The organism is Sanguibacter keddieii DSM 10542, assembly GCF_000024925.1.
In the GTDB taxonomy this organism is placed as follows: domain Bacteria; phylum Actinomycetota; class Actinomycetes; order Actinomycetales; family Cellulomonadaceae; genus Sanguibacter; species Sanguibacter keddieii.
This window is the reverse complement of record NC_013521.1, coordinates 1,442,663-1,465,958: the sequence shown is the minus strand read 5'-3', so window position 1 is coordinate 1,465,958 and position 23,296 is coordinate 1,442,663. Positions and strand designations below refer to the sequence as shown.

Annotated in this window: 30 protein-coding genes; 11 read left to right on the top strand and 19 right to left on the bottom strand. The window is 71.5% G+C overall.

What is annotated here, in order from left to right:
• Nucleotides 1-15 precede the first annotated feature (15 nt).
• On the bottom strand, nt 16-795 hold the full coding sequence (locus tag SKED_RS06395; RefSeq protein WP_012866315.1) for a polyphosphate polymerase domain-containing protein: 780 nt from the start codon (nt 793-795) through the stop codon (nt 16-18).
• Nucleotides 792-1,559: a DUF4956 domain-containing protein gene (locus SKED_RS06390; protein ID WP_012866314.1), complete on the bottom strand. Its 768-nt coding sequence runs from the start codon at nt 1,557-1,559 to the stop codon at nt 792-794. Before SKED_RS06390 ends, SKED_RS06395 begins: the two co-directional genes overlap by 4 nt.
• Before the next feature lie 290 nt (nt 1,560-1,849).
• Between SKED_RS06390 and SKED_RS06385 the strand changes: the two genes are divergently transcribed.
• The 4 genes from SKED_RS06385 to SKED_RS06370 all read left to right on the top strand — a co-directional run bounded on the left by SKED_RS06385 (nt 1,850) and on the right by SKED_RS06370 (nt 7,162).
• Nucleotides 1,850-3,460, top strand: coding sequence for a CotH kinase family protein (locus SKED_RS06385; RefSeq protein WP_012866313.1), 1,611 nt, complete (start codon nt 1,850-1,852; stop codon nt 3,458-3,460).
• A 102-nt stretch (nt 3,461-3,562) separates the two neighbouring features.
• Entirely contained in the window at nt 3,563-5,062 is a 1,500-nt protein-coding gene (locus tag SKED_RS06380) for a malate:quinone oxidoreductase (RefSeq protein WP_012866312.1), read from the top strand.
• A 1-nt stretch (nt 5,063) separates the two neighbouring features.
• A complete protein-coding gene (locus tag SKED_RS06375; protein ID WP_081447934.1) occupies nt 5,064-5,639 on the top strand; it encodes a GNAT family N-acetyltransferase in 576 nt (191 codons plus the stop codon).
• Between the two features lie 161 nt (nt 5,640-5,800).
• Entirely contained in the window at nt 5,801-7,162 is a 1,362-nt protein-coding gene (locus SKED_RS06370; protein WP_012866310.1) for an MFS transporter, read from the top strand.
• A gap of 39 nt (nt 7,163-7,201) precedes the next feature.
• Here the strand turns inward: SKED_RS06370 and SKED_RS06365 are convergent, their stop codons facing one another.
• Complete coding sequence (locus SKED_RS06365) at nt 7,202-7,621, bottom strand: GNAT family N-acetyltransferase (RefSeq protein ID WP_012866309.1); 420 nt, start codon at nt 7,619-7,621, stop codon at nt 7,202-7,204.
• Between the two features lie 34 nt (nt 7,622-7,655).
• On the opposite strand from SKED_RS06365, the gene SKED_RS06360 reads away from it, so the two are divergent.
• A complete protein-coding gene (locus SKED_RS06360; protein WP_012866308.1) occupies nt 7,656-8,102 on the top strand; it encodes an effector binding domain-containing protein in 447 nt (148 codons plus the stop codon).
• A gap of 3 nt (nt 8,103-8,105) precedes the next feature.
• The gene (locus SKED_RS06355; protein ID WP_012866307.1) at nt 8,106-8,711 is read left to right on the top strand and encodes a GrpB family protein; all 606 of its coding nucleotides are present in this window, start codon (nt 8,106-8,108) and stop codon (nt 8,709-8,711) included.
• Nucleotides 8,712-8,720: 9 nt separating this feature from the next.
• Here the strand turns inward: SKED_RS06355 and SKED_RS06350 are convergent, their stop codons facing one another.
• Both SKED_RS06350 and SKED_RS06345 read right to left on the bottom strand, forming a co-directional pair.
• Complete coding sequence (locus SKED_RS06350) at nt 8,721-9,224, bottom strand: AAA family ATPase (RefSeq protein WP_012866306.1); 504 nt, start codon at nt 9,222-9,224, stop codon at nt 8,721-8,723.
• A 39-nt stretch (nt 9,225-9,263) separates the two neighbouring features.
• Nucleotides 9,264-9,485: a hypothetical protein gene (locus SKED_RS06345; RefSeq protein WP_042437838.1), complete on the bottom strand. Its 222-nt coding sequence runs from the start codon at nt 9,483-9,485 to the stop codon at nt 9,264-9,266.
• Nucleotides 9,486-9,625: 140 nt separating this feature from the next.
• Here SKED_RS06345 and SKED_RS06340 point away from each other — a divergent pair, with 140 nt between their 5' ends.
• The 4 genes from SKED_RS06340 to SKED_RS06325 all read left to right on the top strand — a co-directional run bounded on the left by SKED_RS06340 (nt 9,626) and on the right by SKED_RS06325 (nt 12,391).
• Entirely contained in the window at nt 9,626-10,012 is a 387-nt protein-coding gene (locus tag SKED_RS06340; protein ID WP_012866305.1) for a PadR family transcriptional regulator, read from the top strand.
• Nucleotides 10,009-11,043, top strand: coding sequence for a hypothetical protein (locus SKED_RS06335; protein WP_012866304.1), 1,035 nt, complete (start codon nt 10,009-10,011; stop codon nt 11,041-11,043). Before SKED_RS06340 ends, SKED_RS06335 begins: the two co-directional genes overlap by 4 nt.
• 24 nt (nt 11,044-11,067) lie before the next feature.
• Complete coding sequence (locus tag SKED_RS06330; RefSeq protein WP_012866303.1) at nt 11,068-12,060, top strand: aldo/keto reductase; 993 nt, start codon at nt 11,068-11,070, stop codon at nt 12,058-12,060.
• A 100-nt stretch (nt 12,061-12,160) separates the two neighbouring features.
• Nucleotides 12,161-12,391: a hypothetical protein gene (locus SKED_RS06325; RefSeq protein ID WP_012866302.1), complete on the top strand. Its 231-nt coding sequence runs from the start codon at nt 12,161-12,163 to the stop codon at nt 12,389-12,391.
• A gap of 35 nt (nt 12,392-12,426) precedes the next feature.
• Here the strand turns inward: SKED_RS06325 and SKED_RS06320 are convergent, their stop codons facing one another.
• The gene (locus tag SKED_RS06320; protein WP_012866301.1) at nt 12,427-12,756 is read right to left on the bottom strand and encodes a DUF2277 domain-containing protein; all 330 of its coding nucleotides are present in this window, start codon (nt 12,754-12,756) and stop codon (nt 12,427-12,429) included.
• An 84-nt stretch (nt 12,757-12,840) separates the two neighbouring features.
• The gene (locus SKED_RS06315) at nt 12,841-13,449 is read right to left on the bottom strand and encodes a thymidine kinase (protein WP_012866300.1); all 609 of its coding nucleotides are present in this window, start codon (nt 13,447-13,449) and stop codon (nt 12,841-12,843) included.
• Nucleotides 13,450-13,686: 237 nt separating this feature from the next.
• Here SKED_RS06315 and SKED_RS06310 point away from each other — a divergent pair, with 237 nt between their 5' ends.
• A complete protein-coding gene (locus SKED_RS06310) occupies nt 13,687-13,980 on the top strand; it encodes a hypothetical protein (RefSeq protein WP_012866299.1) in 294 nt (97 codons plus the stop codon).
• A 27-nt stretch (nt 13,981-14,007) separates the two neighbouring features.
• Here SKED_RS06310 and SKED_RS06305 read toward each other — a convergent pair whose 3' ends face one another.
• The 12 genes from SKED_RS06305 to SKED_RS06250 form a co-directional block, all read right to left on the bottom strand.
• Nucleotides 14,008-14,247 (bottom strand): hypothetical protein, encoded by a 240-nt coding sequence (locus SKED_RS06305; RefSeq protein WP_012866298.1) that lies wholly within the window; start codon nt 14,245-14,247, stop codon nt 14,008-14,010.
• A gap of 114 nt (nt 14,248-14,361) precedes the next feature.
• Nucleotides 14,362-15,207, bottom strand: coding sequence for a M23 family metallopeptidase (locus SKED_RS06300; RefSeq protein ID WP_012866297.1), 846 nt, complete (start codon nt 15,205-15,207; stop codon nt 14,362-14,364).
• Nucleotides 15,204-15,770, bottom strand: a complete 567-nt coding sequence (locus SKED_RS06295) for an ArsR/SmtB family transcription factor (protein WP_012866296.1) — start codon at nt 15,768-15,770, stop codon at nt 15,204-15,206. Before SKED_RS06295 ends, SKED_RS06300 begins: the two co-directional genes overlap by 4 nt.
• An 86-nt stretch (nt 15,771-15,856) precedes the next feature.
• Entirely contained in the window at nt 15,857-16,882 is a 1,026-nt protein-coding gene (locus SKED_RS06290; protein WP_012866295.1) for an ABC transporter ATP-binding protein, read from the bottom strand.
• Nucleotides 16,879-17,679 carry an ABC transporter permease gene (locus SKED_RS06285; RefSeq protein ID WP_012866294.1) on the bottom strand — a complete coding sequence of 267 codons (801 nt, stop codon included), beginning with the start codon at nt 17,677-17,679 and terminating at the stop codon, nt 16,879-16,881. Before SKED_RS06285 ends, SKED_RS06290 begins: the two co-directional genes overlap by 4 nt.
• Nucleotides 17,672-18,475, bottom strand: a complete 804-nt coding sequence (locus tag SKED_RS06280; RefSeq protein ID WP_012866293.1) for an ABC transporter permease — start codon at nt 18,473-18,475, stop codon at nt 17,672-17,674. Before SKED_RS06280 ends, SKED_RS06285 begins: the two co-directional genes overlap by 8 nt.
• Before the next feature lie 44 nt (nt 18,476-18,519).
• A complete protein-coding gene (locus SKED_RS06275) occupies nt 18,520-19,155 on the bottom strand; it encodes a trimeric intracellular cation channel family protein (protein WP_012866292.1) in 636 nt (211 codons plus the stop codon).
• Nucleotides 19,156-19,165: 10 nt separating this feature from the next.
• Nucleotides 19,166-20,122 (bottom strand): prenyltransferase, encoded by a 957-nt coding sequence (locus tag SKED_RS06270; protein WP_012866291.1) that lies wholly within the window; start codon nt 20,120-20,122, stop codon nt 19,166-19,168.
• Nucleotides 20,119-20,475, bottom strand: a complete 357-nt coding sequence (locus SKED_RS06265) for a lycopene cyclase domain-containing protein (RefSeq protein WP_012866290.1) — start codon at nt 20,473-20,475, stop codon at nt 20,119-20,121. Before SKED_RS06265 ends, SKED_RS06270 begins: the two co-directional genes overlap by 4 nt.
• Nucleotides 20,472-20,807, bottom strand: a complete 336-nt coding sequence (locus tag SKED_RS06260) for a lycopene cyclase domain-containing protein (protein ID WP_012866289.1) — start codon at nt 20,805-20,807, stop codon at nt 20,472-20,474. The genes SKED_RS06265 and SKED_RS06260 overlap by 4 nt, the downstream gene beginning before the upstream one ends.
• A complete protein-coding gene (gene crtI / locus SKED_RS06255) occupies nt 20,804-22,402 on the bottom strand; it encodes a phytoene desaturase family protein (RefSeq protein ID WP_012866288.1) in 1,599 nt (532 codons plus the stop codon). The genes SKED_RS06260 and crtI overlap by 4 nt, the downstream gene beginning before the upstream one ends.
• Complete coding sequence (locus SKED_RS06250; protein WP_012866287.1) at nt 22,399-23,292, bottom strand: phytoene/squalene synthase family protein; 894 nt, start codon at nt 23,290-23,292, stop codon at nt 22,399-22,401. Before SKED_RS06250 ends, crtI begins: the two co-directional genes overlap by 4 nt.
• Between the last annotated feature and the right edge of the window lie 4 nt (nt 23,293-23,296).

The window sequence follows — 23,296 nt, the reverse complement described above, 5'->3', positions numbered from 1 at the left end:
TCAGAGGTGCTCAGCTCAGACCACGTGCCGTCGCAGCGTGCGGCTCCACCGGTTGGAGGGCAGCGCGTCGTCGAGGGCGGCCAGCCCCACGCAGTACTTGCTGAGGCTCACCGGGCGGTGGCCGCGGGCCCACAGCCACCGGTCGACCGCCGTGGCGGTACCGGGCGACTTGCTCTCGAGGACCACCTGGTCGCCGAGGCTGGCGCTCCCCTGCGTCCCCACCGGGGTGCACAGCAACGACGAGTCGCAGGTGAGCCGCGTCCCGGCGACGGGGTCGACGAAGGTCGTGCGGTCGTAGGTGGTGAGGAGGGTCGGCTCGAGGACCTCTACGACGCTCTGCGCGTCAGGTCGCGCCTGGACGAGGACGGCCTCCGCGAAGGCGCGGGCCTGCGAGTCGAGGGCCGCCGCGGACGACCGCTCGTAGGCGAGGCGCTCCTTGACCGTCTCGCCGCGACCGCCCTTGACCTTGACCTCGAAGACGCACTCGCCGGAGTCCGCGTAGGTGCGGGTGCGGACCTTGAAACGGCGGCGTCGGCCGTGCGCAGCGCTGCGGTACGCCTCGAGCGACGGGGTGTCGAAGTAGACGGACTCGTACCGGAAGCGGCGGCGACCGTCGATCTCGAGGACCCGCAGGCCTTCCTGGTCGGCGAGCAGCTCCGCGAAGACCCGTACGGGGACCACGTACTTGCGGTCGACGCGGGTCTGCAGGTCGGCGAGCTCCTGGATCTCGGTGAGAGACACCGGGGCGAAGCCGGCGAGCAACGGATCGACCTGCGCGTCGACGACGGCGCTCACGAGCGGGCCTGCACGTCGACCTGGGGAACCTGCGCCGCGTGACCGGCGCGCCGCAGCGCGGGGCGCAAGGACTCGGGGACGTCCGACGCGTAGGCACCGGCACCGGTCCCTGCGCCGAGCGGCACGGCGTCGTCTCCGGGACGGTGCACGAGGCCTGCGGGAGTGGTCGTCGTCGTGCGGGTGGTGGTGGCAGCGAGCAGGGCAGACCGCGGGGACCCGCCCGACCGGACGACGTACCGCACGTCGACGCGCTGCATGTCGCGCACCAGGTCGGTCTCCTGGACGATCACGCGGCGGACCGTGCCGCCGAGCAGCTGCTCGAGACGGGCGGTGAGCTGGACCTCGTCGGGGTAGACGGTGTCGAGGGTGACCACCTGGCGGCGGTATCCCGCGGTCTTGGGGTTCGAGTCGACGAGCAGCATCACGAGGATGAGCGCCGCGCTGAACAGCGGTGCGATCCACCACGGGTCGGGCTGCAGACCGGCGATGAGTCCGAGGGCCAGCGAGGCGAAGAAGTACGCGACCTCCTCCTGGGCGAGCTCGGAGGAGCGCAGCCGGATGATCGACAGCACCCCGAACAGCCCGAGGCCGAGGCCCGCGCCGACCGTCGACGTCGCGAGCACGCTCGTCACGGCCAGCACCCCGACGTTGAGACCGATGTACGCGAGGAGCATCTCGCTGCGACGGTGACGGCGGAAGTAGACGGCATAGGTGAGGACGAGGATGGCGACGAGGTCGACGGCGACGATCCACAGGTTCGGCATGAGGGCTCCAGGTGCGTGCAGACGGTGGTGCTGAGGTGATGGGACATGTCTAGGCAGCGGACCTATGGCCTGGCTGTGCGGACCGTAAGAACAGCCGAGGAACGCAGGGTTGCCGGGGCGCGGACAGCCGGTGGACAGCAGGTGGACTGGTCCGCGAGGCGCACCGCGCCGGGCTGGCCACCTCTTGGCCCGCCGAGCCACAGGCTGCGCACAGGGGGCGCCTACCTCGGTCGAAGGCGTCCGGGGTGGAGTGGTCGCCAGCACCTGATCCCCACCCGAAGGACTCCAGCATGCCCACCTCTCAGATCCAGCCGACCAGCTCCGCAGGTCGCCCGGGACAGCCCTCGACCCGCCGCGCCGGCGCCCTCCCCTCCCGGTGGTACCGGGCGACGGCGCTCGTCGTCGGGTCGGTGCTCGCGGTCGGGTCGCTCGCGGCCTGCGACACCTCGGGGACCGCGAGCGCGTCGTCGGTGACGGGGACCACCTCGACCGGTACCTGGGGCGACTCGTCGGTCCGGACCGCGAGCGACGTCGACGGCACCGTCTGGGACTCCTCGACCGTCCACACGATCTCGGTCGAGGTCGACGAGGACGAGCTCGCCGCGATGATCGAGACGTACTCCGCGGAGGACAGCAAGGAGTGGCTCACCGCGACGGTGACCATCGACGGTCAGACCTTCGAGGACGTCGGGCTGCGCCTCAAGGGCAACTCGTCGCTGCGGTCGGTCGGGACGGACACCGACGCCCAGGACATCCCGTGGCTGATCCGCCTCGACAAGTTCGTCGACGGGCAGGAGCTCGACGGGTCGACGGACTTCGTGGTCCGGTCGAACACCTCCGAGACCTCGCTCAACGAGGCGGTCGCCCTCGAGATGCTCGGGGCAGCAGGCCTCGCGACGGAGCAGGCGATCGCGACGAGGTTCTCGGTCAACGGCTCGGAGGAGGCGCTGCGCCTGACCATCGAGGACCCGGACGACGCGTGGGACGCGGCGAGCTTCGACACCGAGGGCATCCTCTACAAGGCCCAGTCCGACGGCGACTACAGCTACCGCGGCGACGACCCGGCGTCGTACACGGACGTGTTCAGCCAGAAGAGCCCCTCGGGCGAGGACGACCTCACGCCTCTCATCGCGTTCTTGAAGTTCCTCGACGAGTCGGACGACGAGACCTTCGCGGCCGAGCTCGGCGAGCACCTCGACGTCGATGCCTTCGCGACGTACCTCGCCATGCAGGACATCGTGGGGAACTTCGACGACATCGACGGGCCGGGCAACAACTCGTTCCTGCGGTACGACTCCGAGACGGGGGCGTTCACGGTGGTGAGCTGGGACCTCAACCTGGCCTTCGGGCAGATGAACGGCGGCGGCATGCCGGGCGGGGCCGCAGGCGCGATGCCCGAGGGAGCCGCGGGTGCCGTACCGGACGGCGCAGACCTGCCCGAGGGGTTCACTCCCCCGGACGGGGCGACGGCACCCGACGGCGCCGGGCTGCCGGAGGGCATGACCCCACCCGACGGCATGACCCCGCCCGACGGCACCGACGCCGGTCAGCGCCCGGACCGCGGCGCAGGACCCGGCACCGGGGCGGCCTCCACGGACGACGGGACCACGGCGGACGAGGGCACCGCCGAGGCTGCCGACGGCCAGCGCCCCGGCGGCGGCATGGGAGGCGGCATGGGCGGCGACAACATCCTCGTCACCCGGTTCCTCGCCGACGACGACTTCGCCGCCCTCGTCGACCAGGCGACCGCCGACCTCACGTCGTCCCTGGTCACGAGCGGGACGGCGCAGGAGATCCTCGACCGGTGGACCGCGCTGCTCACCGACGAGGCGAGCGACCTCGTCGACCCGGCGACCATCACGTCGGAGTCGGAGAGCATCGCAAGCGCTTTCCCGGCATAGGACCTGGGTCCCTTGATCACGGCCCTCGCAGCGTCTCGCGAGGGCCGTGATCTTGATCACTCGACCCCAGGCGGGCGCGGGAGGAGGCCTAGCATCGAAGCCGTGGCAGACAGCACAGCATCCCCCAGCACCCCGGTCGACGTCGTCCTGGTCGGTGGCGGAATCATGAGCGCGACGCTCGGATCCATCATCCGGCTGCTCGAGCCGACGTGGACGATCCGCATCTACGAGCGCCTCGACGAGGTGGCGCAGGAGAGCTCCAACGCGTGGAACAACGCGGGCACCGGGCACGCCGCCCTGTGCGAGCTCAACTACACGCCTGAGAAGGCCGACGGCTCGATCGACATCACCAAGGCGGTGGCGATCAACGAGCAGTTCCAGACGTCGCGCGAGTTCTGGCAGCACCTGGTCACCGCTGACCTGCTGCCCGAGCCCGAGGGCTTCATCGCCTCGACCCCGCACATGACCTTCGTCCGCGGCGCCGCGAACGTCGACTACCTGCGTCGTCGGCACGCCGCCCTCGTCGCGCACCCGCTCTTCAGCGACCTGGAGTTCAGCGACGACCCCGCCGTCGTCGGCGGGTGGGCACCGCTGCTCATGGCCGAGCGGTCGGGTGACGAGCCCGTCGCTGCGACGCGCGCGACCTCGGGCACCGACGTGAACTTCGGCGCGCTCACCCACAAGCTCACCGACTATTTGGTCTCGACCGGTGCACAGCTGCACCTCGAGCACGAGGTCACGTCGCTGCGTCAGCGCAAGGACGGCTCGTGGCGCCTCAAGGTCGCCGACCGCTCCTGGAACGCCCCCGAGCGCCGCAGCACGGTCGACGCGAGGTTCGTGTTCATCGGTGCCGGCGGTGGCGCCCTGCCGCTGCTGCAGAAGGCCGGGATCCCCGAGGCCAAGGGCTACGGCGGCTTCCCCATCAGCGGGCAGTTCCTGCGGACCACCAACCCGGAGCTCGTCGCCCAGCACCAGGCGAAGGTCTACGGCAAGGCCGACGTCGGCTCACCGCCCATGTCCGTGCCGCACCTCGACACCCGTGTCGTGGACGGCGAGACCTCGCTGCTCTTCGGCCCGTACGCGGGCTTCAGCACCAAGTTCCTCAAGAAGGGCTCGCTGCTCGACCTGTTCCTGTCGATCCGCCCGAGCAACATCGTCACGATGCTCGCGGTCGCCAAGGACAACATGGACCTCACCAAGTACCTGATCAGCGAGGTCACGAAGTCGCGCTGGAGCAAGTTCAAGACGCTGCGCACCTTCATGCCGACGGCCGACCCCAAGGACTGGGAGCTCATCACCGCCGGGCAGCGCGTCCAGGTGATGAAGAGCCACCCCGAGAAGCACGGTGTCCTCGAGTTCGGCACGGAGCTCATCACCGCCGAGGACGGCACCATCGCCGGCCTGCTCGGGGCCTCCCCCGGTGCGTCGACGGCTGTCCCCGCGATGATCGACCTGCTCGAGCGCTGCTTCCCGCAGCAGTTCCCCGCCTGGCACCGCGAGCTCGCCACGATGATGCCGAGCCTCGCCCCGCAGCAGTGGGACTCCGAGGAGGCCTTCGCAGAGCTCCAGGCCGACGACGCGGACTTCCAGCCGAGCGCCTGACATGAGCACGCTGCACGAGGTCGGACCGATCACCGACGCCCAGGTGACCACTGACGCCACGCTGACCACCGAGGACCGTCTGCCGGTCCTGGTGCGCGCGGCGACCGACGCGGACTGGCCGGAGATCTGGCAGGCCCTCGAACCGGTGTTCCGCGCGGGCGAGACGTACACGTACCCGCGGGACATCAGCGAGGCCGAGGCCCGGGCCGCGTGGACCGGCGTCCCGCACGTCCAGGTGCTCGTCGCCGAGGACCCGACCGACGGTCGGGTCCTCGGGACCGCCAAGTACCTGCCCAACCACCCGGGTGCCGGCTCGCACGTCGCGAACGCCAGCTTCGTGGTGTCCGGTGACGCGGCCGGCCGCGGCGTCGGACGCGCCCTCGCCGAGGCGACCGTCGACAGCGCCCGGACCGACGGGTTCCGGGCCATGCAGTTCAACGCCGTCGTCGAGACCAACGAGGCGGCCGTCCGGCTCTGGCAGTCGCTCGGCTTCGACGTCCTCACGACGGTCCCGGCCGCCTTCGCGCACCCGACTGCAGGGTTCGTCGGGCTGCACGTGATGCACCGGGAGATCTGAGACAGGACTCACCCTCCCGGACGGGCGTGCTGGTGCTATCGTTTTCTGCGGCGCTCCCAGGTCCTCCTGGTCGAGCACCCGGGCCTGCGGGCTCGTGACGGTCCGATGTGCAACTACCTGCTGACGGAGCAAGGCGGCACCCAGCTGCCGTGGAGGCTCTCGTGGCACAGCAGACATCACCCCTCACCCTGATCCAGCACACTGGCCGGTGGTACTTCCCGGTCGCGTTCGTCGCCAGGCTCCCCTTCGCCATGATGGTCGTCGGCGTGCTGACCCTCGTCACCCACGTGCACGGCTCGGTGGCCCTCGGCGGGCTCGCCTCGGCCGCCGTCGGCATCGGCGTGGTCGTCGCCGGACCGGTGATCGGCGACGTGGTCGACAGGTTCGGCCAGCGCCGGGTGCTGGTCCCCGTCGGGCTGGTCAACGGCGTCCTGCTAGCGGCCTTCCCGCTCGTGGTCCTCGCCGGCGCCCCGACGGCCCTGGTGATGACGCTCGCCGCGCTCATCGGGCTCAGCGCACCGCAGGCCGCCGCCATGAGCCGCAGCCGCGTCATCGCGATCATCCGCGACAGGCTGCTCCCCGAGCAGCGCACCCGCACCTACGCCCGCGCCATGTCCTACGAGTCCGCGGCGGACGAGACGGCCTTCGTCATCGGCCCGTTCCTCGTCGGCATCTTCGCGTCGTTCCTCGCCCCCTGGGCACCGATCGCGATCGCGGCCGTCCTGAGCCTCGTGTTCGTCACGGCCTTCGCCCTGCACCCCACCGCGCGGGCTGCGAGCTCCGAGGCGGACGAGACGCCCGAGCGCGCACCGTTCTCGGCGGTGCTGAGCCCGCGCGTCATGGTGCTCGTCGCAGCGACCTTCGCGGTCGGGTTCTTCTTCGGTGGGGTCCTCACCTCGCTCACGGCCTTCATGGAGGCTCGCGGCGAGGGGTCCCAGGCGGGGCTGCTCTACGGGATGATGGGCATCGGCTCGGCCGTGCTCGCCCTCGCGGCCGCCGCACTGCCGCTGGGCTTCGCGCACCGCTGGCGCTGGGTCGCCTTCTCCGCCGTGATGGTGGTCGGCTCGGTCGCCTACACCGCGCTCGACGGGCGCCCGGCGATGGTCGTCGCGCTGCTCGTCATGGGCCTGGGCGTGGGCCCGGCCCTCGTGACCATCTTCTCGCTCGCCGGGAACCGCAGCCCCGTGGGCCGCTCGACCACGACGATGACGATGCTCGCCTCGGCCCTGACGCTCGCCCAGGCGCTGTCCTCGGCCAGCACGGGCGCCGTCGCCGAGCGCGTCTCGGTCACCGCCGCGATGTCGATCCCGGTGGTCGCCGCGGTGGTGCTCGTGCTGCTCGGGGTGGTCAACGTCGTGATCGAGCGTCGTGAGCGTGGTTCCGAGGACGTCGACGGCGGCGACGACCTCACGCCGGGCAGCGCTGCGGAGCAGCGCACCGAGGTGCGCGAGCACGCTCTCGTGGCCGCCGTCCCCGCCGCGACCCCCGGAGCGGGGCTGCTCACGGACGACGAGCGCAGCTGACGTCTGAGGCGACCGGTCGTCGGCAGGGCTGGAGAAGGATCAGCGGAGCCGCTGCGACATGGTGATCGACCCGTTGGTCGGTCGCTCGAAGCCCAGCTGCTCGTAGAGCCGCTGACCGGGCAGGTCGGCCATGAGGGTCACGAAGGCGCCTTCCGGTGCCCGGTCGCGGATCTCGTCGAGCAGGTCCGTGAGGACCGCCCGGCCCAGCCCGCGCTGCTGGTGGTCGGGCAGCGTCGCCATGTCGGCCACGAGGAAGTACCAGCCACCGTCACCGACGAGGCGTCCCATCGCGACGGTCTCCCCGTCACGCGTCCGGACGGACCGCCACGCCCAGCTGTTCGCCAGCGCAGGTCCGGCCTGGTCCGCACGCTTCGGCGTGAGCCCGGACACCTCCCGCAGCCGCAGGTAGTCGTCCAGGGTCGGCGGCTCGCTCACGAGCGTGTACAGGTCCAGATCCACCCGCACATCCTCCCACCCCCGTACGGTGGCAGGCATGACGGACTACCCCGTGGTGCACGAGCTCGGCCGGATCGACGTCGTGGAACGCGAGGACGCCTCGGCCCTGAGTCGCGACGTGCCGGGTGACCTGGTGACGGTGCAAGCGGCCTGGCCCGCTTTCGAGGGGGAGTTCGACTCGCTGCAGGGACGCGCGATGATGGGGCTGGTCTACGACGGGGTGTACCGGCTGTCGTCCGTCCGTCTCGACCGGGACGACGACAACCCGCTCGACCTCGACGAGACCGTCATCCCCGGAGGCACCTACCTCCGGCTACGCCTGCGCGGGACGGCACCCGAGATCTACGGGCAGATCGGCCCGGCCTTCGACGAGCTCTTCGCGCACGCCGACCACGACACCTCGCGGCCGCACATCGAGCACTACCGCCGCGAGGGCGAGGTCGACTGCCTCGTGCCGGTCCGACACATCGTCGACGCACGGTGAGACATGACAGCCCCCGACAACCCCGCACGCCTTGCTCGCTACGACGACACGTGGCCGGTCCGGGCTGCCGAGGTCCTCGCTGACATCCAGCTCCGCCTCGTCGACCTCCCTGGCGCCTCCGGTGCTCTCTACGACCACATCGGATCGACATCTGTCCCAGGCCTCGATGCGAAGCCCACCATCGACCTCCAGGTGAGGATCCTTCCCCTCCCGTCAGACGAGGATGTTGCCGAGAGGCTCGCGGACCTGGGCTTTCGCCGGGCTCGAGGATCGCGGGCCGACTCCCCGGGTGTCTACCGCGACATCCCCCGTGGTCCGGTGGAGGTCGAGGATGCCGTCTGGGAGAAGTCGCTCTTCGTCAGCTCGGCACCCTCGATCGTCCTCCACATCAGGCGCGCCGACTCGCCGTGGGGCCTGTACACGACCCGTTTCCGAGACTGGCTCCGCGCCCACCCGGAGGAACGCGAGCTCTACCAGGCGACGAAGCACGAGCTCAGTGCTGCGAACGCAGGCAAGCCCGACTACGACGAGTACACCCGGGCGAAGACGGCCTACTTCGACCGCGTCCAAGGGGAGCTCGACCGCTGGCAGGCGACGCCTCGCCGCTGACCGGGAGATCTACCGCCGGGGATCCTGCACGCTCAGACGCAGGATGGTGTCGACGACGTCGGCCAGCGGCCCTGTCGCATCGATGACGATCCCGTCGCGCGGGACGTCCTCTCGAGTCGCATGGAGCCGGAGGACCAGCTGACGCTCCTCGGGCCGGTGACCCCACTCGTCCATGGGACGCTGGTCGAGGCGCTGGACAAGGGTCTCGACATCGACGTCGAGGACGAAGACCGCGTCGAGATCGGCGACGAACTGCGCGAAGTTCCGGGACCCACCGCAGAGGTACGTCACCGGACGGGTCTGGTCCGCGATCAGGGCTCGGACCGCGTCCACGTCCCAGAGGTGGTGCTCGTGGCCTCCGTCGACCGTGGGGTCGCCCGTGACCGGATCGCCTCGGTAGGCCAGCTCACGGTCGCCGTGGACAGCGTGGAAGCCCCGCCGCTGCAGCTCGTCGCAGACCGCAGTCTTGCCAGTGCCTGACACACCCTCGACGAGGAAGTTCCGTAAGCCCACGCCCGTAAGGCTAGCTCGTGCTCGCGTTGGTCCCGTTCCTCAGGGACGGTCTGCAGCGGGCCTGTCGTCCCGTGCACTCGACCGCTTCCGCAGGCTCTGTGCGCAGGCGCACACGACGAGGACCATGCCCGTCATGCTGAGCAGCGGACCGGCGATGCGGTCGGTGGTGAGCAGCGAGACCGCCTGCCACACGAAGAGCGCGAGAGCTCCCGCGATGATCACCTTGAACCGTGTGCCGCTGTCCGGCGTCGTCGTCCCCATGAGGCCACCTTCCCACAGGACCTGGCCATGCAGGCAGACCTCGCGGCATCGACCAAGCCCATGAGCCGTGGCTGGTACCTGCGGACGATCCAGGCAGACGACTAGTGGATATTCCGACTAGTCCGTGTCACGATGAGCGCATGGACGACATCGACCTCACCGGGGAGTGGCTGCGCGGGCTCCTCGGCACCTGCGCCCTCGCGGTGCTCGCCCGGGGCAGCGCGCACGGGTACGCCGTGGTGCAGCAGCTGCAGGCCGCAGGCCTCGGCCCCATCAAGGGCGGTGCGCTGTACCCGGTGCTCAACCGGCTCGAGCGCGACGGAGCCGTCACCGCCGAGTGGCGTGAGGGCGAGGGCGGGCCGGGACGCAAGGTCTTCACGCTGACCCCTGACGGTCGAGCCCACCTCGAGTCGCTGCGCGACGGGTGGGGGCCGTTCGCCCAGACCGTCGCCGGTCTGCTCGACGCGCCGGACACCCCGGCCACATCCTCCTCACCGACCACGATCTCCGCGGGAGACCTGCCATGACCGACACGACGACACAGTGGCCCAGCGCCGACGACCAGGCGTGGGGTGACCGGCTGCGGCTTCGCCTGGGGCTCGACGGCGCAGTTCCCGCAGGGACGGCCGACGAGGCCGTCGCCGACGCCCGCACCGCGTGCCTCGAGTCCGGACGACCGGCCGTCGAGCTCTTCGGCGACGCTGACACCTACGCGCACGAGGTCGTCCGCGACCGCGTACCGGTCGAGGACCGCGCCAGCGTCGACCTCGCGGGCGGCACGCCGCGCAGCCGCTGGACCCTCCTCCTGCTGACCGCCGGGGCGAGCGTCACGGTCGTGGGCATCACCCTGCTGCTCACCTCCGGCTGGACCGCACCCGCGTCTCCCGCGCACGTCGCGCTCTTCGCCGGCGTCCTGCTCTCGTGGGTCGCGATCCTCTGGGGCCTCCTCGACCGCCGAGCCGGGCTGCTGCGACGCGGCTGGGGCTGGTGGACTGCCGGTGCGCTCGGCATCGTCGCGTCGTCGACCGTCGCGGTGTCGCTCCGCGACCGCGACCCGCTCGTCGACGTGCCGGTGCTCGTCGTCCTCGCGTTCGGCGTCGCCCTCACCGTCGTCGCGGTCAACCTCAAACCCCCGGCATCGGCCGAGGACACGTCGCGCGACCTCCCCGCAGACGCATGGTTCGAGCGCCTCGGCGGTCTCCTTCGCGGCCGCTACTACCAATCTCGCGCGACCGTCCGGCACCAGGTCGCCGACGCCCGCGCTCACTGGGAGGACAGCGGCGCACCGCACCCGCACGACGAGTTCGGCTCCCCCGAGGTGTACGCCCTCGAGCTGCTCGACGACTCACCGGCACCCAGGCGGCGGCAGAGGCTCGCGACGGCGTGGTTCTACACGGCATTCGCCGGGCTCTGCGGGTACAACGCGGTCACGGCGGTCCTCGACGACGGGACCGGGACGTGGGGCGTCGTCTGGCGGTGCGTCGCGGTGGCGCTGTTCGTGGGGATGGCCACCCAGACCTGGCGGGAGCACCTCCGCGACCGTCACCGGGCCCGCTGACCTCGCACCCCCTAGGCTGGGGCGATGGACATCAGGACAGCGTCACGCCTCCCCTTCTCCGTCAGCTCCGTCGGCCTCGGCTGCTGGCAGCTCGGCGGCGACTGGGGTGAGGTCACCGAGGGCTCGGCGCACGGCGTGCTCGGCGCCGCCGCCCACGCGGGCGTCACGTTCTTCGACACCGCGGACGTCTACGGCGACGGTCGAAGCGAGCGCCTCGTCGGGTCGTTCCTCGACGCGCGCGGCGTCGACGACGTGCGCGTCGCCACCAAGATGGGCCGCCGGGCCGACCCGCACGAGCCGAGCGCCTTCACCCTCGACGCGTTCCGCGAGTGGACCGACCGCAGCCGACGGAACCTGGGTGTCGACACCCTCGACCTCGTCCAGCTGCACTGCCCGCCCACGCCGGTGTTCTCCGACGACGCGGTCTACGACGCCCTCGACACCCTCGTGGCCGACGGTGCGATCGGCGCGTACGGCGTCTCGGTCGAGACCTGCGCCGAGGCACTCACCGCGATCGCGCGCCCGAACGTGGCGAGCGTCCAGATCATCCTCAATGCCTTCCGTCGCAAGCCCCTCGAAGAGGTGCTGCCCGCCGCACGCGAGGCCGGGGTCGCGATCATCGCGCGCGTGCCGCTCGCGAGCGGCCTGCTGTCTGGCAAGTACGACGAGTCGACGACCTTCGCGGCCGACGACCACCGCACCTTCAACCGTGCCGGCGCCGCCTTCGACGTCGGCGAGACCTTCGCCGGCGTGCCCTTCGAGGTGGGGGTGGCCGCAGCCCGCGAAGTCGCCGCGATCCTGCCCGAGGGCTCGACCGCGACCACGTCGCAGCTCGCGCTGCGGTGGATCCTCGACCAGCCCGGCGTGACGACGGTGATCCCCGGTGCACGGAACGCCTCCCAGGCGGAGGGCAACGCGGCCGCGGCCGACCTCCCGCCGCTCACGGACGAGCAGCTCGCGCGGTTCGAGGAGATCTACGACCAGTCGATCCGGACCCACGTCCACGACCGCTGGTGACGAGCCCCGGTCAGGTGACGCGGACGGCGGTGCGGGTGAACCTGCAGGCCAGGGGCTCTCGACGCTCCCGTTCGCGTCGCCCAGCAGACAGACTGGTCTGATGGCCGACGCAGAGGGATTCGAGTACACCGTCCGCGGCGACGCTCTGGTCGTCGTGACCCACCACGGCCGCACGGCCGCCCGGCTGCGCGGCGAAGCCGCCCGCGACTTCCTGCGAGACGTCGAGACCGGCGACCCGCAGCTGCTCATGGCGACCGTGACCGGGAACTACAAGCGTGGCAACGAGCGCGTCGCCAAGAACCACCCGCGGAACCTGCGCCGCTTCACCTGACGGCACCGTTCAGGCCGCAGCCACCCCGACGCGACTCAGCGCGCAGCGGGCACGGTGTGGTCGTGGTCGTGGTCGTGGTCGTGGTCGTGGTCGTGGTCGTGGAGATGCTCCAGCCTCGCCCGGACCTCGGGACGCCGCAGCGGCGGGACCGTCGTCGGCGGCTGCCGCCTGGCGGGCAGCTCGTCGAGCAGGCGCGTGACGATCGCGGCGATCTCCTCGACCGCCCGGTCGAGCGGCTCCGCGGTCGTCGCGCTCGGGGACTGGACGCCCGTGACCTTGCGGACGAACTGGCGGGCGGCGGCCGCGATCTCCTCGTCGGTCGCCGGGGGCTCGAGACCTCTCAGGGTCGTGATGTTCCGGCACATACCCTCACCGTAGGACTGTGACGCAGGCCACGCCAGGGCCTGCTGTGCCACCGCAGGTCAGACGTCCGAGCCGCGCACGACCCGTCAGCGGGTGAGGTGCCCGCCGCTCTCGCGGAGGTAGCAGGCGGCGCACAACGACTCGTAGCCGACCTCGACGCCGTCGATCGCGACCTGGGCCCCGTCGAAGGTGAAGACGCCGTCGACGGACCGCGCGTTGAAGATCGCCTTGCGCCCGCAGCGGCAGATGGTCTTGAGCTCTTCGAGGCTGTGCGCGATCTCGAGGAGGCGCCGGCTGCCAGGGAAGGCCGCCGTCTGGAAGTCGGTGCGGATGCCGTAGCAGATCACCGGGATCGAGTCGAGGGTCGCGATGCGCAGCAGGTCGTTGACCTGGCCGGCCGAGAGGAACTGCGACTCGTCGACGAGCAGGCAGCTCACGTCCCGGCCCGACTCGGTCTGCACGTGCGCGCGGTGCTGCTGGAACAGGGCGTAGGCGTCCTGCCCCTCCCCCACCATGAAGTCGACGTCGCGGTCGAACCCCAGGCGCGACTGGATCGCCCGGCCGGCCTTGGTGTCGATGCCCGGCTTCGCGAGGAGGACCTGGTGGCCCCGCTCCTCGTAGTTGTACGCGGCCTGCAGCAGAGCCGTGCTCTTGCCGCTGTTCATCGCCCCGTACCGGAAGTACAGCTTTGCCATCGGGTCCCTCTCGTGAAGCGGTCGACGGACATCCCATCACATCGAGGGCCGAGGCGTCAGGTCCTGACGGCTCGTGGGCGCTGGCATGCCGACCGGGCACCCGGTGCTGCTCGCCGCGACATGCCCCGCAGACTTCGGTAGCGTCGACGACTCATGACCGCGGGGGGCGGACGCCCGGGGCAGACGCCGGCTGACGGTCCGCCGCACCACGAGCTCCGCACGGGGGGGAGGACGACCATGAGCACGACGACGCCGCTGAGAGAGCGGTACGCACAGCTGTCCCCACGCGCACGGGTGCGGCTCGGTGCCCTGCTGTTCGCCGTCGGGGTCGGGGTCACCGTGCTCTACATCTTCTTCGACGGTCCGGTCGCGGCCTGGTTCCTGGGACTGACCTGCGTCACGTTCGGTGCGTCCATGATGGGTGCCGAGCTCCGGCGGCGCGGCGAGGAGCAGGACCGCCAGGCACGGGAGCGTCGGATCGCGGAGCAGCGCCGGCCCTGGCCGGCGTCTGAGGGTCACCAGGGCGAGTAGCGCCGCTGAGACCCTCAGGAGCTGAGGTCAGGCCGCAAGGCCCGGCAGCACGGCCACCCCGGCTGACGCGAGGAGCGCGAAGGCGGCGAGCATGAGCGTGCGGAACCCCTCCCCCTGGACGTCGAGCCGCTCACGGTCCGGGAACTGCTCGGCGAAGTCAGAGCGGCCTGCCCGCGACATCAGCCGCACGCCCTTGACGACGAGCACGACGGTGACCACGAGCAGCACGGCAGCGCCGAGCCAGCGGAAGATCTCGGCCAGGTCCACGGGTCTCCGTCCGTCGGGTGTGGCGGTGGGGGCTTCCCAGGATCGCCCGGGTCCGCCGAGGCCGCAAGGCGTCACCAGGACGACGACGGCACCTCCGCACCACGGTGCTCGCCGCTACCGGACCGTCATGTGCTCGCCGTTGCCCGGGAGCCCGACGCCCGGTGCGGCGTCCTCGACGGCCACGTCGGTAAACGCGATCGGGAGCCCCTGACCGGTCCATGCGGACCTGCGGTCCATGAGGTGGGCGTGGACGTGCGGCTCGCTGCTGTTGCCCGAGTTCCCGCACGACCCGATGCGTTGACCGGCCTGCACCCTCTCCCCCTCCCGCACGGCCACGGAGCCGCGCTGCAGGTGGGCGACGAGGGCGAACACGCCGTCGTCGGTGCGGATCACCACGTGGTTGCCGATGATGAACCGCGGCCCGCCGAGCTCGCGCAGCATCCCCTCGGCCATCATGTAGACGACCGCGGCCATCGAGGAGCGTGCGCGGTGGTCCCGCTGACGGTCGTGCGCGGTGACGACGACGCCGTCGACCATCGCCCGCACGTCCTGCCCGAAGGCCGGGTAGTCCGCGACGTCGCGCATCGCGGCACCGGAGCCGAACTCCGGGCGGTCCTGGTCGAGAGGCTCGTGGACGAGGTCGATCGCGTAGGCCTGGCCGTAGGCGCGCACCCCGTGGCTCGGGACCTTGGTCGCCGGGCTGTTGAGTGCAGCCCACCGTCCGACGACGGGCGACCGCACCACGACGGGCTCCCCTGCCGGAAGATGACGGGCGGCAGGTAGGGAGGATGAGAACGCGACCAGCATCCCGACCACTCCCACCAGTGGCAGCACCCCGACCACGGAGGCGACGGGGCCGTCCGGCAGCGCGAGGGACAGCACGGTCGCCGCGATGATCGTCACCGCCGAACCGAGCAGGAGCGGCATGCGGACCCTGTAGACCGCCAGGGCCGCGCTCATCGCTCGACCGCCACGAGGCAGACGAGGAGCGGGACGACGCGCCTCGGCGGCACCTCGTACGTCCCTCGCCCTGCCTGCCGCAACCATCCGGCAGTGAGCAGCTGGCGCAGGTGGTGGTGCAGCTGACCGGTCGTGCCGAGGGAGTCGATCGCGGCGAGGTCGGCGGTCGCCCGGGTGCCGGAGAGCACGTGGCGCAGCAGCTCGACCCGCACCGGGTGGCCGAGGGCCGCGAGGGCCGCGGCGCGGTCGGTCCAGTCGACCTCCAGGAGGCCTGCGGTGCCTGCGCCCTGCTGCCACTCGACGGGGGTGCCGTCGGGCAGGGTCACGGAGCCGGTGAGCATCACGGACCCGTCCTCGGTGGTGGGGTGCTCTGGGCGGCGAGCACGCAGCCCGTCGAGAGCCCAGAAGGTGTCGGAGGGTCCGGGCGTCGCACCGACGCCTGCCGTCCCGACCTCGTGCGCAGGCCCGGCCTCCGCGGTGGGCCGGGGCGCGCGCTCGAGCGCGGAGACCCTGTCGTCGAGTGCCTGGAGGGTGCGCAGCAGCGCGTCCATGTCGTGTGCCATGCCACCACGCTACGTCAGAACGTTTCTACGATCTAGTGGAGTGCGGCGTCGGTCGAAGATCCTCCCGCCGCATCGCACACCCTCGGTCACTGCGACAGGTACAGCCTCCGGACCACGTCCTCGATGTCGGGCTCCTCGATGGCGACGTCGCGGATCGTCGCTCGCGCAGCCACCTCCGCGATCACCTCGGCAGCCGTCGTGATCCCGGGCGCGAAGGCGAGCCGCTGGCGCAGGCCGTCCGCCTCGACCGACACGAGCTCGGTCCCCGGGATCCCCTGCAGGTCCGGCACCCCCGGAACGCCACCGCTGCTCCCGGCACCGGCAGCGCCGGCACCGGACCCGCCTGCCCCGCTGACGAGGTCCACCACCACGACCCGCTGCGCCCCGACCCTGTCGACGAGCCTGGCGAGCGTCCCGTCGAAGGCCATGCTCCCGCGGTCGACCACGAGGACCCGCTCGGTGAGCCGCTGGACGTCGTCCATGTCGTGCGTGGTGAGCAGCAGCGACGTGCCGTGCGCGGCACGCTCCTCGACGAGGAACCCGCGGAGCCGCTCCTTGCTGAGCACGTCGAGGCCGATGGTCGGCTCGTCGAGGACCAGCAGCCGCGGCGAGTGCAGCAGCGCCGCCGCGATCTCGCCACGGATCCGCTGCCCGAGCGAGAGCTGGCGGACGGGTGTCTCGAGGAACTCCCCGAGGTCCAGCCGGTCGACCAGCTCGGCCTGCCGCCGAGCCGCACGGTCCGCGGGCAGCCGGTGGACGGCAGCCAGCGCCCGGTACGACTCGTGCAGCGGGAGGTCCCACCACAGCTGGGTCCGCTGCCCGAACACGACACCGATCTCGCGGGCGAGGTCGCGCCGCTCCTGGTGCGGCACCCTCCCGCAGGTGCGGGCCGTCCCGGCGGTCGGCACGAGGATCCCGGTGAGCATCTTGATGGTCGTCGACTTCCCGGCGCCGTTCGCACCGATGTACCCGACGGCAGCCCCCTCGGCCACGGAGAAGGTGAGGTCGCGGACTGCGTGGACGGTACGGGTCGTCCGGCGCAGGCGCCCTGCCGGGGTCCGGACGCGGAAGTCCCGCGAGAGCCCGGCGACGTCGATGATCGGCTCGGTCATGATCCTGTCCCTGTGTAGTGGCGGAGGCCGGCCTTCCAGCCGGTGAGGGCGACGGCCCAGGCGAGGACCGCGGCCAGCGGGGCGAACCACCCGAGCCACGCGGGCGTCCACGCGGGGCCGGGCTCGCCGATCAGCAGCAGCGTCGGCAGGTAGGCGGTGAATGCCGCGGGCAGCACGAGGGTCACGACCGCGCGCAGGGGCGTGGTGAAGACCGACGTCGGGTACGACGCGGCGTTCGAGCCCCCGTAGACGAAGGCGTTGGTGAACTCGGCGCCGTCGACGAGCCAGAACTGGGCGGCCGCCGCCGCGACGAACACCGCCGCGAAGATCGCGGCCCCGACGAGCGGGATCGCCACCACGAGCAGCACCGCCTGCCAGTCCCAGTCGATCCCGGCCTGCGGCAGCGCGACCGCGAGGATCGCGACACCCACCGCGCAGCGCCCCAGCCTGCGGAGCTGGACGTCGCTGGTCACCAGCTGCCCCAGGACGGACAGCGGCCGCAGCAGGAAGGCGTCGAGCGTCCCCGAGCGCAGGTAGGTGGGCAGCGCGTCCACGTGCCCGACGACGATGTCCGCGAGCGAGAACCCGAGGTTCGCGAAGGCGAAGACGAGCGCCGCGGCGGCGAAGTCGAGCCCACCGAGCTCGGTGACGTTCGTGAAGATCACGTACACCGCGAGGAACTCGAGGAGCCCGACCCCGGCCGACCCGGCGACGTCGAGCGCGAAGGACCTCCGGTACGCGAGCTGCGAGCGGATCCGCGACGAGAGGAGCGCGCGGTACGGGGCGAGATCAGCCACCCTGCACCACCAGCCTGCGGACACCGCGTGCCAGGACCGCACGCCCCACGAGCAGCAGCCCGAGGCACCACGCGGCCTGCACGCCGATGACACCGAGGGCCTCGACACCCTCGACCCGACCGGTCAGCACGTCGACCGGCGCCTGGATCATCGACGGGAAGGGCGACGCCGCCGCGATGCGCGCGAGCCAGTCCGGGAACCAGTGCACCGGCACTGTCAGCCCGCTCAGCGCGCCGACCGCGACCATGTGGAGCGTCAGCACACCGCGCAGCTCGACGAGCCAGAAGGCCGCGAGGTTCACCAACCACCGCAGGGCGAAGGAGACGCAGACGCCGAGCGTCAGCGCGAGGAGCCCGAGGACGTACGGGAGCGCGGTCGTGGGCATCGCGAGCCCGGTGACGAGGGCCCCGACGAGCAGCGGCGGGAGGCCGCGCGGCAGCACCTGGAAGGCGGCGCGCCCGAGGTCGGCCGCGAGGTAGGCCCCCTGGAGGTCGACCGGGCGGGCGAGGTCGACGGCGATGTCACCGCTGCGGATGCGCTGCGCGAGCTCGTCCCACGTCCACACGTTGACCGGGGTGAGCACGGCCTGCGTGAGCCAGGCGTAGGTGGCGCCCTCGAGAGCCCCGTACCCCGCGAGCTCTCCGCCTGCGGCACCGATGACGGCCATGGTGATCGGGGCCCGCAGCAGCCCGAAGACCGTGTTGGTGAAGGCCCCCGCCGCGGTCGCCAGACGGTACGCCGAATAGCGCCGGAAACCGAGCGCGGCGAAGACGGTGTACGTGCTCCAGGGGTGCATGAGGACCGGTCACACTACCGCACGACCGTACCCTGCGGGAGATCTCAGTCGCGGCTCTTCATGTCCCGGGGGCGGGGTGCGTGCAGGTCGTAGCGGACGCCGACCAGACGGATCGCGAAGCAGACGGCCGCGGCGACCACGGTCCACGGGAGCAGGGCGAGGCCGCCGGCGTCGAAGGCCGCTGTCAGCCCGGCGGCGACGAGCGCGGGGATGGCGTAGAGCCCGGAGTGCAGCACGGCGGGGACCTGCCGCACCATGATGTCGCGCAGCGTGCCACCACCGACGGCGGTGACACCGCCGAGGATGATGGCCTGCGTCGCCCCGAGCCCCCACTCGAGGCCCTTGAGGGTGCCGGTCACCGCGAAGAGGCTCAGCCCTGCGGCGTCGAGGACGTTGATGGGCGTCGCGAGCTTCTCGAGCCGCTGCCCGAGCACGAAGGCGATGAGCCCGCCGCACGCCGCGACCGCCAGGTACCGCCCGTCGAGGAAGGTGGTCGGCGGCAGGTCGTCGAGCAGGATGTCGCGGATGAACCCGCCACCGAGCGCGGTGATCATGCCGAGGGTGACGATCCCGACGATGTCGAGCCGTGCCGTGCGTACCGCGGTCATCGCGCCGTTGATGGCGAAGGCCGCGGTCCCCACGAGGTCGAGGGACACCAGGACGGTCGTGGCGGAGGGCATGGACGCAGGTCTACCGGAGGGCGATCCAGATGAGCAACTGGGTGATGAGGAACCCGGAGACGATGTTGAGCCACAGGAACCGCTTCCACCCCGCGTTGGCCCGCTCGCAGTCCGCGTCGCTCAGCGACCGGTACGGCGCGATGTTCACCAGGTAGAGCACGGGCACCACGGCTGCGAGCACGCCCGGCCAGCCGGCGCCGGTCATCAGCAGCGCCGACGCGGCGTAGGCGGCCATCGCGAAGAGCACGGTCCTCGACGCGCCGAACACGGTGCCGATCGAGGCGATGTCCGCCTCGCGGTCTGCCTCGATGTCCTGGACGGCTCCGAAGGCCTGCGAGGCGACGCCCCACAGGAAGAACGCGGCGAGCGTGAAGACCACGGGTGCGGAGAACGACGAGCCCGCGTACACCAGCCCGACGACAGCAGGGCTGACGAAGTGCGTGCTGGAGGTGAGCGAGTCGAGGACCGGTCGCTCCTTGAACCGCAGGCCGGGCGCGGAGTACGCGACGACCGCGAAGACGCTCACCGCGAGGGTGACGAGGCAGGCGACCGGGCTGATCTCGTCCGGCGCGCCCAGGCCCGGCCAGGCGAGCGCGACGGCGACCAGGAACACCAGGAACGGCAGGTTGCTCAGCACGGCCGACCACAGGGTCACCCGGTGCATGCGCCGGTCGAGGACGATCCCCTCGACGCCGCCCTTCCGCGGGTTGCGGAGGTCGGACTCGTAGTCGAACACGTCGTTGATCCCGTACATGAGCAGGTTGTACGGGATGAGGAAGTACAGCGTCCCGACGACGAAGGTCGCCGTGATGCCGCCACCGCTCATGAGGTACGCGGCGGCGAAGGGGTAGGCCGTGTTGATCCAGCTGATCGGTCGAGAGGACCCGACCACCGAGGCGACGACCGACCCGGCCGATGCGCGCGCGGCGCTGGGCGTCTGCGGGGTGCTGCTCGTCGGGGTGCTCACCGTGCGTCCTCTCGTCCTGGCTCGACCTGCTGCCCCGGGGTGTCCTCTCGGGTGCCTCTGCGCCCCAGCCACGTCCACAGCGCCGGCAGCAGGAGACCGGCGGCGATCGGCCAGGCGAGGTCCTCGACCGGCGTCAACCACAGCACGATCCCGACCATGAGGTCGTCCTCGTACCGGAACAGGTCGGCCATGATCATCAGCGAGTCGAAGATGACCGTCAGCACGGACAGCACGACGATGCCGAGGGCGACCGCCTGCCACCAGCGCGGGCCGACGCCTGCGCGCCGGGTGAGGACCACGGTCGCGACGGCGACCACCACGAGGAACACGAGGTTGAGCTGCGCGTAGCTCACGATCGTCCCTCCCCTGCGGGTGTGATGAAGAAGCGTCGCACGAGGCAGAACAGCACCATCGTGAGATAGCAGAGGAAGGTGATGAACACGAGCTCCTCGGGCGGGAAGTCCGGGGCGATCTCGAGCCCGGTCATCCCCGGGCTGTCACCCCGGTAGAACACTCCCGAGAGGATCCCGGAGACGTCCCAGAGCAAGAACATGACGATCCCCGTGCCGAGCACGATCCCGGCGCGGCGCGCGTCGGCCCAGAAGAACAGCTTCCAGCGGTAGTCCATGAGGACCATGGCACCGAGGGACAGCAGCAGCGCACCGAAGTACTCCCACCCCGTCACAGCGGTTCCGCCAGCGGTCCCGTCGAGGTGTCACCGCGCAGCCTCTTGAGCGCGATCTCGGCGCTGATGAGGCACATCGGCAGCCCGATGCCGGGGATGGTGGTCCCGCCGGCGTACAGCAGGCCGTCGACCAGCGCGGAGGCGTTGCTGCCGCGCAGGAAGGCGCTCTGCTTCCAGGTGTGCGCAGGACCGAGCGCACCGCCGGACCACGAGTTGAAGTCGGACACGAAGTCCGCGGGGCCGACGGTGCGGCGCACCGTGATGCGAGAGGCGAGGTCCGGGACACCGGCCCACTCAGCCACCTGGGCGATCGCCGCGTCAGCGGCCTTCTCGACGAGCGGGTCGCCGGCACCGCCGACGCCGCCCGCCCCGATGGTCGGGTCGGGCGGGACCGGCACCAGGATGAAGAGGTTCTCAGAGCCCGCCGGGGCGACCGACGCGTCGGTCGCGGAGGGCCGGCACACGTAGATCGAGGCCGGGTCGGGCACCACGGGGTGGTCGCCGAAGATGCTGTCGAAGTTCTTCTGCCAGTCGGCGGTGAAGAACAGCGAGTGGTGCGCGAGCCCGGGGAGCTCGCCGTCGACCCCGAGGTAGACCAGCACGGCGCCCGGGCCGGACTCGCGCGAGTCCCACCAGCGCTCCGGGTACGTCTGGAGCCCTGCGGGCAGGAGTGCCGTCTCGGTGTGGTGCAGGTCGGCGGCGCTCACGACGACGTCGGCGTCGACGGTCTTCTCGGTGCCGTCGGCGAGCGTGTACCGGACGGCGCTGACGGCGGCACGGCCGCGTCGACCGGCGGTCCTGCGCCGCCCGGAGACGGCCGTGCCGAGCGGAGCGGTGACGATCTCCGTGACGGTCGCGCCCGTCCGGACCTGGACCCCCTCCGCGAGGGCGAGCCGCTCGATCGCGTCGATGATCGTCGTGAAGCCGCCCTGCGGGTACTGGACGCCGTCGGCGAGGTCGAGGTGGCTCATCAGGTGGTACATGCTCGGCGCGCGGTCCGGCGACGAGCCGAGGAACACGGCCGGGTAGCCGAGGATCTGCCGGAGCGTCCGGTGCTGGAAGGACTTCGCGACGAAGCCCTCGAGCGGGCGCAGCAGCAGAGACACGAGGCGTCCGGCCCGGGCGACGACGTCCTTGCGGACGAGGGTCACCTTGGACTGGAACGAGGTGTAGAGGAAGGTCTCGGTCGCGACGTCGTAGGTCTCGCGCGCGGACTCGAGGTAGCGCCGCAGCTGCTCCCCCGCCCCGGGCTCGACCGACTCGAAGGTCGCGACGTTGGTCTCGAGGTCGGGGCTCACGTCGACGGGCGCGTCGGCACCCTCGGCGAACACCCGGTACCCGGGGTCGAGGACGGTCAGGTCGAGCTGCTCGGCGGCCGTCGTGCCGAGCAGGCGGAAGTAGTGGTCGAAGACCTCGGGCATGAGGTACCACGAGGGTCCGGTGTCGAAGCGGAAGCCGTCCGACTCCCAGGAGCCGGTGCGCCCGCCCGTGACGTCGTTCTTCTCGAGGACGGCCACGTCGTGCCCGTCCCTGGCGAGGAGCGCCGCCGTGGCCAGCCCTGCGATCCCTGCGCCGATGACGACGACCCTGCTCATACGGAAGACCCTCTGCTTCTCAGTGCGGCCGCGACGATCCGGGCCTTGGCGGGTGCGGGGACCCGCACCCGGGTGGTGAGCAGCTCGGCGGCCGGGACCGCGGCGACCCGCCGGGTGAGCTCGGCGAAGAGCCCGTGGGCTGCTGCGACGGCTACCCGGCTGTTCGCCGGGAGCCGTGGGATCACCGTAGCCGCGCGGTCCAGGTCGGCGCGCACGTCGGCGACCAGGACGTCGCGGTCGGCGTCGGTGAAGGCGGCGAGGTCGACCCCGGGGAAGTACGCGCGGCCGAGGTCGTCGTGGTCGGCGCCGAGGTCGCGCAGGAAGTTGATCTTCTGGAAGGCCGCACCGAGGCTGCGGGCCCCGGGGGTCAGGTCTGCGACGTCCGTGCGGCCGGCCGCCCCGAGGAACACGTCGAGGCACATGAGCCCGACCACCTCGGCCGAGCCGTAGATGTACTCGTCGAGGGAGTCGGCGGTGTGGACCGAGCGCGTGAGGTCGGTGCGCATCGAGGCGAAGAAGGCCCGGACGTGGTCGTGGTCGAGGTCGAAGCGTCGGGCGGTGATCGCGAAGGCGTGCACCACGAGGTTGGTGCTGTACCCGCTCGCGACGGCGTCGTACGTCTCGCGCTCGAGGTCGTCGAGCAGGCGGGCGCTGCGCGTCGGGTCGGCTGCGGCGAGCGGGCCGTCGACGATCTCGTCGGCCAGCCGCACGAGGGCGTAGATGTTGCGGACGTGCCCGCGGACCGGGCGGTGGAGCAGGCGACAGGCCCAGCCGAAAGAGGTGGAGTACCCGTCGATGACCACCGCGGCGCTCGCCTGGGCGACGGCGTCGTAGCGAGGGTCGTGCGGGACGGGGTGCAGGTCGTCCGACGGGTGGTCGGCTGAGGTCACGGGT